Below are 13,260 nucleotides of genomic sequence, written 5' to 3'. Positions count from 1 at the left end.
AGTGGAGCTGATCCATGGATATGACACGCATCCGAGATCGCATGGTGGAGCACCACGTTACGCGCCGTGGCATTCGCGATCCAAGCGTGACCGAAGCGATGCGCACGGTGCCGCGCGAAAAATTCGTTCCTCCAGGCTCCGAGGAATTCGCCTATGAGGATGCGCCACTGTCGATCGGTGAAGGCCAGACAATTTCGCAGCCGTTCATCGTGGCTCTGATGCTCGAAAAAGCCAATCTGGATGCCGGCGATACAGTGCTCGAGGTCGGAACGGGCTCCGGCTATGCTTCAGCCCTCCTGAGCCGGATAGCAAGGCATGTCTATTCCATCGAGCGCCATGAAGGGCTGGCGCTTCAAGCCAAGGAACGGTTCGAGAAGCTGGAATACCGCAACATTGACGTTCGCGTCGGCGACGGCAGCAAGGGCTGGGTGGAAGCCGCTCCGTTCGATGCCATTATTGTTTCTGCGAGCGCGCCCGAGGTGCCAACCGCCTTGAAAGAACAGTTGGGCTTCGGAGGGCGGCTGATCATTCCGGTCGGCCGCGGTCAAGGGCAGCGCCTGAAACGCCTCACCCGTACCGGGGATACCACGTTCGAAGAAGAAGATCTCGGCGGGGTAATCTTCGTTCCCTTGATAGGCGAAGACGCCTGGACCGCTACCCATCCGATGTACACGGCGACGGCCCCCTCCTTGCCCGGAACAGTTGCCTCCGAGCCAAGTTCTCCGCAAGACGCACAGGGAGGGGCATGGGAAAGATACACAAGTTGCCCGCGTTGCCGGAAAGCGTGCTCGATCATAGCGAATTTCAGCAAAAATTCTCGGCAGTTCAACGTATTTCCTGGATGGTTTTCACGCTTCTTCTAGTGACCTGCTTGCTGGGCTTGCTTGAAAGAGGCGGTCCGTTTTCGCGGCAAACACTCATACTGCCCGAAGGATCCGGGGATTTTCCCGTCATCTCCCGATGGAATGCTCCCGAGGACATGACGGTGACCTTCGCGCCGTCATCCGAAGACAGGGTCTTCACGATCAATGCCGCCTTTCTTCAAGGTTTTTCGGTCCAGGGCATCGATCCGCCTCAAAAGGCGACCTTCGCGCGCGATGTCCGGATAGGCTATGTGTTTCCTGCCGACCCGGCAGAACCGACACAGATCGTCTTCCGTCTGCAAACGCAACTCGCCGGCCCTCGCCGCGCCACTATCGGCATGGGCGGGGAGACTCGCAGCCAATCCACGTTCATCTTTCCATGAGGGCGGCACGGTGGATGCAGTATTACGCGGATTGGCAATCTATTTCACGCTGCTTGTGATCATCCGTCTGTCGGGAAGACGGACATTGGCCCCGATGACCCCGTTCGATCTGGTCATCGTGCTGGTGATCTCCGAGACTACCCAGCAGGCGATGCTGGGCGATGACTTCTCGATCACCAACGCCGTCATCCTGATCCTCACGCTGTTTACGACCGACATCGGCCTGTCTTACGTGAAGAGGTGGTGGCCTCGCGCAGCTCATATCATCGATGGCGTTCCGACCGTTCTGGTGACGGATGGCGTCTACGATGAGCGCGCGCTCAAAGGCGCCCGACTGCAGAAGGAAGACGTCATGCAAGCGGCTCGAAGCCAGGAAGGCATTGAGAGCGTTACGGAGATAAAATTTGCCATCCTCGAAGTGAGCGGCAACATCAGCATCATCAAGAAGCAGAAATCCGGCTGACAATTGCCAGCGAAGGAGCATCCCGCGGTATGGCAGGAACTCTCTGGCAATTTCGAGTTGCCAGCTGTGGGACGCGCTTCAGAAGGATAGGTCGAGCACCCTGCCCTCGAACAGACGATCGCGAGAACCTTCGAGATGCGCCTTCATCAGTCTCTGCGCATCGTCAGGCCGGCCGTCGGCGATCGCCCTGTAGATGGCGTTATGCTCTTCGTAGACCTGTTCGAGCCCCTGGCGGGGGCCGAGCAAAGAGAGGCCGTGGAGATGCATGCCGACGGCGATATGGGCCTTCAGCGCATCGATCGAGGCCGTGTAATAATGATTGTTGGCAGCCTCCGTCACCGCGCGGTGGAAGAGGAAATCGGCGTCGGTGCGGTGAAGCTGATGGCTGGTCGCTTCGCGCAGATCCGCAAGCGCGCTGGCGATCTTCTGGATCGCCTGCTCATTGCGGCGCTTGGCGGCGAAATAGGCGGCGGCCGGCTCGATCGTCAGGCGGAATTCGTAGCAGCGCTGAATGTCGGCGATCGTCTTCACCGGCGAATAGGCAAGCTGCGTCGTCGGCGATCCATGCGCGCTGACGAAGGTGCCGGCGCCCTGCCGGGCATAGACCATACCCTGATCGCGCAGGCGCGCTAAGGCATCACGGACGATCGGCCGCGACACACCCAGCATCGAGGCAAGCTCATGCTCGCCGGGAAGACGTGAATCTGGCGAATAGTTTCCGCCGCGGATACGCTCGAGCAGCTGGTCGAAGACGCGATCGACCAGCTTGACGGCCTTGCCGCGTTCGGGTTTGCCCGGCGGGCCGGCTTCCGCGTTCAAAGATTCGCCATTCACTTCAGCCACGTCATTCTCCCCGGCGGTATCTTACTATGCCGCCCGATTCCATAGGACCAGTCTTAGCAAACTATCGGGCTTGCCGAAGCCCCCCGACTTCACGGCGCATCGAAAATGCCGTCCGTCGACGGCCGTGACGTCGAACCACGGCACGCCGGCTTCGATTTCGCCCTGCGGCGCCAGAACTCTGACCCCGAGCGCCTGGAAAACGGCAAGCGCCGTGTCGCCGCCGCCGACCATCAGCATATCAGGCCTGGTATCGTCGATGACCGATCTGACGCCTGCAGCAAAACGGCGGGCGACCTCTGCTGCATCGGCTGTCTTATCGCCGGTGCAGCGCAGCAGCGCCGGCAGCGCCATGCCCTCCCCGACTTCGACCTGCCCCATCGGCGCGTCCACCACCATGCGAAGGACACCCGAGGCTTCGAGCCGGTCCATCTGGGTAGCGGTAATCGGATCGCGCGAGCCAAAGACGAAAAGGGTGCGCCGGGTCGCTGCAAATTCCGGCACCGGCTGCCGCCCCGCTTCGCCGACTTGGCGGGCAAGAGCAGCACCCAGACCCCGTGCGCCGACCGCAAGCGTCTGGCCCCAGTCATGATCGGTAACGATCTGGTCGAGATCACTGTCATTCTGCGCATCGGCAACGGTGACGCTGCCTGCGCGGCTCTCGAACAGATCGGCGATCGGCAGCGGCTTGTCGACGCCGCGGCCGACAACACAGCCTTTGTAGGTCACACGCTCCTGATCGGGAATAGCGGGCGCCACGAGGATAGTCTCCAGGCCGAGCGCATCTGCCAGCGCCAGGCTTTCCGCCGCGACATTGCCCTTCAGGCGGGAGTCGATCTTCTTCATCACGATTGCGGGCTTCACGCCACGAAGAGCCTCGGTCGCGAAGCGCACCCTTTCGGCAGCTTCGCGCTCGCCGAGAGCGCGCGAGGCGGTATTGATAACGACGACGTCACAGCCAGTGGCGATGGCATCCTCTGCGGCCTCGACATCAACGGCAACCGAAATCGAAAGGCCGGCTTCGACGAAGGGCGTGCCTGTATCGAGCGCGCCGGTCAGATCATCGGCAATGATGACGGCCTTCAGCGTCATGCGGTCTGTCCGGTGTTGACGGCGTGACAGGCGACGAGATGGCCGGGTTTTGCTTCTTGCCACGCGGGGATGACCTTGCTGCAGACATCCATGGCAATCGGGCAGCGCGTGTGGAAACGGCAGCCGGTCGGCGGGTTCAGCGGGCTCGGCACGTCGCCCTGCAGGATCTGGCGCTGGCGCGTGCGCTCATGTTCCGGATCGGTCTCCGGAACGGCCGACAGCAGCGCCCTGGTATAGGGATGCAGCGGATTGTCGAAGAGTTCCTCGCGGGTGGCAAGTTCGGCCAGCCGCCCGAGATACATGACGCCGACACGGGTGCTGATATGGCGCACGACCGCGAGATCATGGGCGATGAACAAATAGGTCAGCCCGTATTTCTCCTGCAGATCGAGCAGCAAGTTGATGATCTGTGCCTGGATCGACACGTCGAGCGCCGAAATCGCCTCGTCGCAGACGATGAATTTCGGCTGGCAGGCGAGCGCGCGGGCAATGACGACGCGCTGGCGCTGGCCGCCGGAAAGCTCGTGCGGGTAACGTTGGGCAAACCGAGTCGGCAGGCCGACATCGGTCAGCAGCGTCGCGACCCTGTCCTTCAGCTCGGCCTTGGTGCAGAGCTTGTGGAAGAGGATCGGCTCGCCGATCGCCTCGCCCACCGTCATGCGCGGATTGAGTGTCGAGTACGGATCCTGGAAAACGATCTGCAGGTCGCGGCGGAACGGCCGCATCTGTTTTTCGTCGAGCGTCGCGAGATCCTGGCCCTTGTAAACGACCTTGCCGCTGGTCGCCCTGTAGAGGTTGAGGATGGTGAAACCGGTCGTCGACTTGCCGCAGCCGGATTCGCCGACCAGGCTCAGCGTCTCGCCTTCCATAATGTCGAGATTGACATTGTCGAGTGCATAGACGGTTGCCGAGCGTTCGCCGAAGGCGCCGAGCTTGACGTGGAAATGCTTGACCAGGTTTTCGATCTTGAGCAGCGGTTGAGCACCCATCACGCGGCCTCCTGCATTCTCTGGACGACGAAACAGGCGGCGCGGTGATTGCTGCTGCCGCTCAGCGGTTCGAGCTGCGGCACCTTCTCATGGCAGATGGCTTCGGCAAGCGGGCAGCGCGGCGCGAATGGGCAACCCTTCGGCCGGCGGCCAGGCTCCGGCGGCGTGCCGCCGATCGAGCTCAGCCGGCCTGCCGGCGGGTCCGAGAGCTTCGGGATCGAAGACAGCAGACCGCGCGTATAGGGATGGCTCGGGCGGGCATAGAGCTCGTCGACTGGCGCATCTTCTACCACCGTGCCGGCATAAAGCACGGCGACACGATCGACGAGGCCGGCGATCAGCGCCAGATCATGGGTGATCCAGACAACCGACATGCCGAGCTTGGTCCTGAGATCCTTCACCAGGTCAACGATCTGGGCCTGGATGGTGACGTCGAGCGCGGTCGTCGGCTCGTCGGCAATCAAAAGCTTCGGATTGCAGGCAAGGCCGATCGCGATCATCACGCGCTGGCGCATGCCGCCGGAAAGCTCGTGCGGATAGGCTTGCAGGCGCTCTTCCGGACCGGGGATGCCGACGAGACGCAAGAGTTCGACAGCACGGGCGCGAGCTTCGGCCTTGCGCATCTTGCGGTGATAGATCAGCGGCTCGCATATCTGGTCGCCGACACGCATGACCGGATTGAGCGAGGTCATCGGATCCTGGAAGACGAAGCCGATATCGCCGCCGCGCACCTTGCGCAGCTCCCTGTTCGACATCGTCTGCAGGTCGCGGCCGTCGAATGTCGCCGATCCCCTTGTGACCTTGATCTTGTTCGGCAGGAGCCGCATCAGGCTGAGCATGGTCAGGCTCTTGCCGCAGCCGGATTCGCCGACGACCCCAAGGGTCTCGCCCCTGTCGATATGGAGATCGATGCCGTCGACGACCACGGCGGGGCCGTTGCGGCCATCGATTTCGACGGTAAGGCCCCTGACATCGAGCAGGCGGTCGGTGCTTTTCATGTCCATCATTTGCTGCCCCGCGGATTGAGCGCGTCGTTGAGACCGTCGCCGAGGAAGCTGAAGGCAACCGAGGCAAGGCCGAGCACGGCCGCCGGAGCGGCGAGAAGGTGGGGATAATGCTGCCAGACGCGCAGGCCGTCCGAGATCATGTTGCCCCAGCTCGGCGTTGGCGGATTGACCCCGACGCCAAGGAAGCTGAAGGCGCTTTCCAGCACCATCGCCGTGCCAAGACCGGCGCTGACCGAGACGATCAGAGGGCCCAGCGCATTCGGAATGACATAACGCTTGATGATGATCCAGTTCGAAAGCCCGAGCGCCTGGGCCGCAGTGATATAGGGCCGGCTGCGGATCGACAGCACCTGGGCGCGCACGAGCCGAGCGTATGGCGGCCAGGAGATCAGCGCCATAGACCCGAAGACGAGGGCGAAATCCACCCACATGGTTTCGCGATAGAAGGGATTGAGGGTCTCGAGATAACGCGCTTCCATCCATTTGCTGATCGGCGATTTCAGCGAGGCGTTGATGACGACGACGAGCAGCAGGTTGGGAACCGACATCGTCACGTCGGTCAGCCACATGATGATGCGATCGAATGGATTGCCGAAGAAACCGGCGACGGCGCCGAGCACGAGACCGATCACCACGGCGAAGACGGTGACGATGACGGCGACGAGGAAAGCGGTGCGCGTGCCGAAGACCACGCGGCTGAAGACGTCGCGACCGAGATCGTCGGTTCCGAAGAGGTGGCTCATCGACGGCAATACATTGCGGGCGTTGAGATCCTGGCTCAGATAGTCATAGGGCGTGAGATAAGGCCCGAAGATCGCCGTGAAGCCGAGGATCACGACGATGACGAGACCGAAGACGGCGAGCTTGTTGCGCTTCAGCCGATACCAGGCGTCGCGCCACAGGCTGACCGGCTCTTCGACGGTTTCGATGGTCGAAAGAGGGATTGCGGACATGGTCAGCGGCTCCTTCTTGAATCATTGGCGCGCGGATCGAGCAGCGGATAGAGCACATCCACCAGGAGGTTCGAGACCATCACCAGGAATGACCCGATCAGCGTGATCGCCAGAATGACCGGATAATCGGAATTGATCAGCGCCTGCACCGTCAACCGGCCGAGACCCGGCAGGCCGAAAACGAGTTCGACGAAGATCGCGCCATTGACGATGGTGATCATGATCAGGCCGAGCTGCGTGACGACGGGCGTCAGCACCGGCCGCAAGATATGGCGCAAAGCCACGATGATCTCGGGTACGCCCTTGGCGCGGGCGGTCCGGACGAAATCCTCCGATAGTACCTCGATGACGGCGGCACGCGTCTGACGCACGATCAGCGCGATCGGCTGGAAAGAAAGGACGAGCAGCGGCAGCAGGATACGGACATCGAGGATGCCACCCCAGCCATAAGGCACGCTCGCACCCGGCAGCAGCACGATGAGGCCGACCATCAGCAGCGGGCCGGCGACATAGGCCGGGATCGCCCACAGGAATAGCGCGGAGCCCAGAATGGCATAATCGATGCGTGAATTCTGGTTGAGTGCGGCGATCATGCCGAGCGGGATCGCGACGACGGCCGTCAGGATGATGGAACAGATGGCAAGCTGGAAGGAGACAGGTGCAGCAGCCGAGACCATCGCCCAGACGGAGCGGCCCGAGGTCAGCGAATTGCCGAACTGGCCGTGCAGCAGGTTCCAGATGTAAAGGCCAAACTGGACGATGAAGGGTTTGTTGAGGCCGGCACTTTCGCGAATGGCTTCGATGCGCTGCGGATTATAGGCGACGTCGCCCGGCGCGCGCAGGAAGATCAGCTTGATCGGATCGCCGGCGCCATAGAAGGCCAGCGCGTAGACCGCCAGCATCACCACCAGAACGGACGGAATCCAGATGGCAAATCGGGTTAGCACGTAGCGCAGCATGGCCACCTCTCACCGGTTGTTCGATGCGTTCCCGCTTTTGGCTGCGATCGCATCTCTTCTTCTTGAAACTTGCGCGAAGGCCTTGCGGCCTTCGCGCGGGTTATTGTCGATTGGGACGGTTCCGCCGGATCAACCGATGGAAATGTTCCAGGGTTCGACGACCTGCCAGTCAAGGTTCTTTTCCAGGCCCTTGACGTCCTTTGTGGCCCAGCGCGACATCGCCTGAGAATACCATGGAATGAAGGCCCAATCCTCGCGGAACGCCTTCTGGGCCTCCTGAGCGAGAGCAATACGCTGCGGATCATCTGCAGCCTTGGTCGTGGCCTCGGCAAGAGCACTGTCGACCTTGTCGTTCTTGTATCCGCCGAGCTTGTTCTGGGCGTTCGACGAGGTTGAGGCGATGCTGCCCGCCAGATAGGAGACGGCATCCGGTACCCGGGTGCCGACGTCGTCGCGGAAGATCTGGACCGAGTTCTGATCCGGACCCGCATAGGAATCCTGCTGCGGCTTCATGTCGACGGCGGTGATGCCGAGATTCTGGCGCCACTGCTCGGCAATGAACTGGGCGGCAGCCTGAATGGCTGGCCCCGAGATGCCGACGAACAGGATCTTCGGCAGGCGCTCCGGGCCGCCGTAGGTCGATTCCGCAAGCAGCTTCTTGGCAGCCTCCGGATCATAGGGATAGGGCTCGAAGCCGGAATTCTCCGCGCCCGGAACCGAGTTGAGGATCTGATCCGCCTTCTTATGCGGCCCGTCGGGATAGGACGCCTTGAACAGGCCATCGCGATCGACGGCCATGATCAGTGCCTGGCGGACTTTCGGATCGTCCATCGGCGCACGAGAAATGTTGAACCAGAAGTGCTGGCTGGTCGGGATCAGCGGGCCGGCCGAGAATTCCGGGCCGAGATCCTGGATGATGGTCGAGGTAATCAGCTCGGTATGGGCGTTGAACTCTCCCGACTTGATCAGCGACGTCGCGCTGACATTGTCCTCGATCGAGGTGACCTCGATGCGCGCAAGCTTCGGCTTCGGTCCGAAGAAGTTCTCATTCGGCTCGAAAGTGAGTTTGCCGGCGTCGATATCGATGCTCGTCAGCTTGAAGGGACCTGAGAAGACCGGCTTGCTATCGGGCTTATACCAATCGATGATCTCCTCACCGTCGCTACCGCGCGACTGCGATGCCTTGGTGATCGGCGCGATGTGGTTTGCCAGGCGCATGAAGAAGATCGGATCCGCGGCGGCCAGCGTCACGACGACCGTCCCCTCGTCGGGTGTCGCGACACCCGTCAGCTCGTTGCCGGAGCCGGCGGAGATTTCGGCATAACCCTTAACCTTGCTCAGCACCTGGTCGGCGCGCTGGCTCTTGGTATTCGGCATCGAGGCGACTTCCCACGATCCCTTGACGTCGGCCGAGGTGATCTTGCTGCCGTCGGAGAAGACGGCCTTGGGGTCAATTTTGAAGGTCCAAACAGTGTTGTCAGCCGATTCCCAGCTGGTGAAGACGTAAGGTTTGATATTGCCTTGGCTGTCGAAATACATCGGCGATGCCCACCAGATCGAATTCCAGCGGAACGTCCTGCCGCCGCCGCGCAGCGGCGACCAGTCCTGGTCGAAGGCCGGATGCGCGACCTTCAGGACCTGGCCTTCATCGGCCATGACGATGCGGGCATTCATCCCGAAAACGGTGAGGCCGACGCCGGCTGCAAGGCCGAGCTTCAGCGCGTTACGACGTGATATATTGGTTTTATCCGATTGATCAGACATGGCATTCCTCCCAGAGTGAATTCGGCAGCGCTCTCCCTGCACCTGCCAGGCGCAGCACAATCCGTTCCGTATCGTTCTCTCGTTATTGTAAATATGTCAACAAAAAATCGCGATTTCAATTCCAACAAAATTTTATCCTGAAAATAAACACGTTATAACAGATAGATAACTTTTTGGAGTGACGCCCCAGCATTTTGTCTTCTTGACAAAAGCGCGGCAATATAAAAGTTCTTTGCACTCCATCACGACAGACGGATGACAATTGCAATGCGTAGTCCCCGGTTCGAACACGGATCGGCAAGACAGGACGCGCCGAGGAGGGCGGAATGAGCCATCACAGGATCACAGGCGTTTTCAGCGCGGCCGCAACGCCGCTGACAGCAGAGAATACGCCGGATTTCGCCCTTTTCACCGATCATTGCCGGCAGTTGCTGGCCGAGGGATGTCATGGCGTGGCGCTGCTCGGCACAACGGGCGAGGCCAATTCCTTCTCCGGCGCCGAGCGCCGCGCCATTCTGGAAGCAGCACTGAAGGCCGGCATTCCTGCCGACAGGCTTTTGCCGGGCACCGGAGTCGTCGCCATTCCCGAGACTGTTGAATTGACCCGGCACGCACTGTCGCTTGGCGTCACCAAGGTGGTGATGCTGCCGCCTTTCTACTACAAAGGCGTCTCCGACGATGGTCTCTTCGCCGCCTATTCGCAGGTGCTGGAGAAGGTCGCCGACGCGCGCTTGCAGGTCATCCTCTATCATATTCCGCAGGTCTCAGGCGTTCCGCTATCCATTCCGCTGATCGGGCGACTGATTGCGGCCTTCCCGGAAACGGTTGTCGGCATCAAGGAATCTGCTGGCGATTTCAACAACATGCAGGCGATCATCGCCGCCTATCCCGGTTTTTCGGTGCTTGCAGGCGCTGATCCGCTGCTGCTGCCGCTGCTGAAGGCGGGCGGCGCAGGCTGCATTACCGCCACCTCCAATCTCGTGGCGAATTCGCTGCGCACCGTCTACGACCATGTCCATGACGAGGCGCGCGCCGCCGATGTCGAGGCGGCGCAGGCGCGCATCAACGCCTATCGCACGCTTTCCAATTCCTACGTCCAGATCCCGACCATCAAGGCGATGGTGGGGTTGAAGACCGGCAATCCCGCCTGGAAGCGCACGCGCGCGCCGCTAATGCCGCTCGGCGATGCCGACTATGCCGCACTCGCCGAAAGCTATGCCAAACTGCCTTGAGGAGATCCGCCATGAGTTTTACCGGCCTGCCTCCGGAAGCTGTTCCGGCCTTGATGACCGGGGCCATCGCCCCTCACCCCACGGTCGAGGGTCGTGCTGATGCCTATCTGCCCTCCCCCTGCATCCAAAACCATGCCGCAAATCTCGCCTTTCTGCCCGACGGTACGCTGACCTGCGTCTGGTTCGGCGGCACGATGGAGGGCATGGGCGATATCTCGATTTACATGTCGCGACTGACACTTGGCTCCGAGCGCTGGTCCGTGCCGGAAAAGATGAGCGACGATCCGGAGAAATCCGAACAGAACCCGTTGATTTTCAAGGCTCCAGACGGAAAAATATGGCTGCTCTATACCTCGCAGACTTCCGGAAATCAGGACGGCTCGGTTGTCAAATGCCGGATTTCAAGTGATGGCGGCCAGACCTTCGGCCCGGTCCAGATCCTCTGCGACAGTCCCGGCACCTTCGTTCGCCAGCAGATCGTCGTCAACGGCAGGGGCGACTGGTTGCTTCCGGTGTTCCGTTGCGTCGGCCTGAACGGCCAACACTGGAGCGGCGATGCCGATACGGCTGCGGTGCTGATGTCGCGTGATGGCGGCGCGAGCTGGCAGATGCGCGATATTCCAGACAGTATCGGCGCGGTGCACATGAACATCCTGCCGCTTGGCGGTGACGAGATGATCGCCTTCTACCGCAACCGTTTTGCCGAAAACATCCTGTCCAGCCGATCATCCGACGGCGGCGAGACATGGAGCGCGCCCGAGCCCGCCGAACTGCCGAACAACAACTCCTCGATCCAGGCCACGATCCTCAATGATGGAGCAATCGCAATGGTTTACAACCATTCGAATGCCGCCATGTCGGACGCGCGGCGCCAGTCTCTCTATGACGAAATAGAGGGTGGCGAGGCTGGAGAGACCGCCGTCGTTGCCGATAGCAGCGCACGCAAGGCGGTGTGGGGGGGTCCGCGTGCGCCACTGAGCCTGGCGATATCAAGGGATGGCGGCAAAAGCTTTCCGCATCGCATCGATCTCGATACCGGCGACGGCTTCTGCCTCAGCAACAATTCGAAGGATTCGCTGAATCGCGAATTCTCCTATCCCTCGATCGTCCAGGGCGGCGACGGCACGCTCCATATCGCCTACACCTACTACCGGCGCGCCATCAAATATGTGCGCCTCGCCCCGCAATTCCTGCCGTAAACAAAGCGGCGGCCGGAAAATTGTCATCCTGCATCCGCTCGCATGCGAAAGGGTGCGGGATGACAGCGAGTGTGAGGTTGACTGACAGGAAAATTGACAACAGGGTCGGACAATTCAACGCCGCCGCAAAGATGATGGCCAGTTGGGGTCTGACATGTCGTCTTGATGATGATGGATTTCATAAGACGCTGATATCTTTATCGATACGAGCACGGCAACGCCGCCTTGAAGCGCGCGACCGAGCGCACATCAGATGATAAAAAATTCCGCTCGCTGGAATGCCGGCTTGACATTGATCTTACAACTTTACATTAAAGAGGGCGACGCATAGTGCCGCAAGATCTTGCAGGGAGGACCGGTTCATGGCCAGCTTGGATTCGCCGATCACGATAGTTCGGCCGCATCTGATCGAATTCGGGGTCGGTACGGCGGGAAAGCTCGGCAAATGGGCGGCCGAAAAGGGCTATCGGCGCACGCTTGTCATCTCCGATGCCTTCAACGCCTCGCGCATCGACGTGCTGGAGCTGAAGGGCGAGGTAACCGTCTTTGCCGAAGTGACGCCTGAACCGGATACGCCCAATCTCGAAAAGGTGCTGGCGGCGGCAAACGCCGCCGATGCCGAGCTGATCGTCGGCTTCGGCGGCGGCAGCGCCATGGATCTGGCAAAACTTGCCGCAGTGCTTGCCGGCTCTGCCCAGACGCTGCACGAGGTCGTCGGTCCGAACAAGGTGCATGGGCCGCGCAAGGTAGCGCTCGCCCAAGTGCCGACGACATCGGGCACCGGCAGCGAGGCCGGCATCCGTGCGCTCGTGACCGATCCGGTAACGATGGCAAAGCTTGCGGTGGAAAGCCTGCATATGCTGGCCGATATCGCCGTCATCGATCCTGCTTTGACCTTCAGCGTCCCGGCTCGCACGACGGCGGCCACCGGTGTCGATGCCATGGCCCATTGCGTCGAGGCCTTCACCAACCGCAAGGCCCATCCGATGGTCGACATCTACGCGATCGAGGGAACGCGGCTCGTCGGCAAATATCTCGCCCGCGCCGTCAAGGACGGCAACGACGCCGAAGCGCGTGCCGGCCTCTCGCTCGCCTCGCTTTACGGCGGTTTCTGCCTTGGCCCGGTCAACACCGCCGGCGGCCATGCGCTCGCCTATCCCCTCGGAACGCGCTGGCATGTGGCCCATGGCGCGGCCAATGCGCTGATTTTTCCGCATGTTCTCGCCTTCAATACACCGTCCGCGCCCGAGAAAACCAAGGCGGTGATGGAAGCGCTTGGGTGTGAAACCTCCGGCAACATCACCTCTGTCTTCGATGCGGCTTACGCTTTCTGCGCCGAACTCGGCATCGAGATGAAGCTCTCAGGCCTCGGCGTGCCGGAAAGTGATCTCGACGCCATGGCCGACGACGCCTTTGCCATTCGCCGTCTGCTCGATAACAATCCGCGCGATCTCTCGCGCGCCGACATTCGCGCGATTTACGCGGCTGCCTTTTAAGCGGTAAGGTTTTTTAGAAG

11 protein-coding genes and 1 pseudogene are annotated in these 13,260 nt (G+C 61.1%); 5 read left to right on the top strand and 7 right to left on the bottom strand.

The features are described from left to right. Positions 1-14: 14 nt before the first annotated feature. A pseudogene (locus tag HFO99_RS23085) lies at positions 15-1,246 on the top strand (protein-L-isoaspartate(D-aspartate) O-methyltransferase). A 10-nt stretch (positions 1,247-1,256) separates the two neighbouring features. Next, on the top strand, positions 1,257-1,709 hold the full coding sequence (locus HFO99_RS23080) for a DUF421 domain-containing protein (RefSeq protein WP_222363858.1): 453 nt from the start codon (positions 1,257-1,259) through the stop codon (positions 1,707-1,709). A 78-nt stretch (positions 1,710-1,787) separates the two neighbouring features. On the opposite strand, the gene HFO99_RS23075 is transcribed toward HFO99_RS23080, so the two are convergent. The 7 genes from HFO99_RS23075 to HFO99_RS23045 form a co-directional block, all read right to left on the bottom strand. Further along, positions 1,788-2,552 carry a FadR/GntR family transcriptional regulator gene (locus HFO99_RS23075; protein ID WP_222363857.1) on the bottom strand — a complete coding sequence of 255 codons (765 nt, stop codon included), beginning with the start codon at positions 2,550-2,552 and terminating at the stop codon, positions 1,788-1,790. Positions 2,553-2,576: 24 nt separating this feature from the next. Continuing rightward, positions 2,577-3,641 (bottom strand): four-carbon acid sugar kinase family protein, encoded by a 1,065-nt coding sequence (locus HFO99_RS23070; RefSeq protein ID WP_222363856.1) that lies wholly within the window; start codon positions 3,639-3,641, stop codon positions 2,577-2,579. Further along, positions 3,638-4,630 (bottom strand): ABC transporter ATP-binding protein, encoded by a 993-nt coding sequence (locus HFO99_RS23065; RefSeq protein WP_222335460.1) that lies wholly within the window; start codon positions 4,628-4,630, stop codon positions 3,638-3,640. The genes HFO99_RS23070 and HFO99_RS23065 overlap by 4 nt, the downstream gene beginning before the upstream one ends. Then, on the bottom strand, positions 4,630-5,637 hold the full coding sequence (locus HFO99_RS23060) for an ABC transporter ATP-binding protein (protein WP_222363854.1): 1,008 nt from the start codon (positions 5,635-5,637) through the stop codon (positions 4,630-4,632). The genes HFO99_RS23065 and HFO99_RS23060 overlap by 1 nt, the downstream gene beginning before the upstream one ends. Continuing rightward, the gene (locus HFO99_RS23055) at positions 5,634-6,590 is read right to left on the bottom strand and encodes an ABC transporter permease (protein WP_129416889.1); all 957 of its coding nucleotides are present in this window, start codon (positions 6,588-6,590) and stop codon (positions 5,634-5,636) included. The genes HFO99_RS23060 and HFO99_RS23055 overlap by 4 nt, the downstream gene beginning before the upstream one ends. Before the next feature lie 2 nt (positions 6,591-6,592). Then, positions 6,593-7,549, bottom strand: coding sequence for an ABC transporter permease (locus HFO99_RS23050; RefSeq protein WP_222363852.1), 957 nt, complete (start codon positions 7,547-7,549; stop codon positions 6,593-6,595). Positions 7,550-7,678: 129 nt separating this feature from the next. Then, positions 7,679-9,313, bottom strand: coding sequence for an ABC transporter substrate-binding protein (locus tag HFO99_RS23045; RefSeq protein ID WP_222363850.1), 1,635 nt, complete (start codon positions 9,311-9,313; stop codon positions 7,679-7,681). 326 nt (positions 9,314-9,639) lie between these two features. Here HFO99_RS23045 and HFO99_RS23040 point away from each other — a divergent pair, with 326 nt between their 5' ends. The 3 genes from HFO99_RS23040 (at position 9,640) to HFO99_RS23030 (ending at position 13,240) form a co-directional block, all read left to right on the top strand. Continuing rightward, positions 9,640-10,545 carry a dihydrodipicolinate synthase family protein gene (locus HFO99_RS23040; RefSeq protein ID WP_222363847.1) on the top strand — a complete coding sequence of 302 codons (906 nt, stop codon included), beginning with the start codon at positions 9,640-9,642 and terminating at the stop codon, positions 10,543-10,545. A gap of 11 nt (positions 10,546-10,556) precedes the next feature. Then, complete coding sequence (locus HFO99_RS23035) at positions 10,557-11,744, top strand: sialidase family protein (RefSeq protein ID WP_222363845.1); 1,188 nt, start codon at positions 10,557-10,559, stop codon at positions 11,742-11,744. Between the two features lie 362 nt (positions 11,745-12,106). Beyond that, positions 12,107-13,240, top strand: a complete 1,134-nt coding sequence (locus tag HFO99_RS23030) for an iron-containing alcohol dehydrogenase (protein ID WP_222363843.1) — start codon at positions 12,107-12,109, stop codon at positions 13,238-13,240. Positions 13,241-13,260: the final 20 nt, after the last annotated feature.

It is taken from the genome of Rhizobium leguminosarum (assembly GCF_019798305.1).
GTDB classification, from domain to species: Bacteria; Pseudomonadota; Alphaproteobacteria; order Rhizobiales; family Rhizobiaceae; genus Rhizobium; species Rhizobium leguminosarum_U.
This window is presented reverse-complemented; position numbering and strand designations above follow the sequence as displayed.